The sequence below is a fragment of the Vibrio sp. S12_S33 genome (genome assembly GCF_963889785.1).
Classification (GTDB): Bacteria; Pseudomonadota; Gammaproteobacteria; order Enterobacterales; family Vibrionaceae; genus Vibrio; species Vibrio aestuarianus.
In genome coordinates, this window is sequence record NZ_CAWPQZ010000495.1 from 1 (window position 1) to 204 (window position 204).

At 42.2% G+C, this 204-nt stretch carries 1 pseudogene; it reads left to right on the plus strand.

The window, feature by feature from the left end:
* Positions 1-41 precede the first annotated feature (41 nt).
* Positions 42-204 (plus strand): annotated as a pseudogene (locus AACW06_RS20865) (IS982 family transposase); the annotation flags it as partial.

Consider the following 204-nt stretch of genomic DNA (forward strand, 5'->3'; position numbering starts at 1 on the left):
GATCTTTCGACCAAGAGAGAACAATCGCAAAGGAACCAGCTATGCATAAACTAGTAGACTTATTTTGCCATGTCGATGACTTTTGTAAGGCTTTTCTACCTCAGTGGCAAAAACTTCAGCTTGAAAGTGGCGAACGAAAGCGCAACCGCAAAGGTCGTATGTCCGAAAGCGAAATAATGACCATCGTTATTGCTTTCCATATGT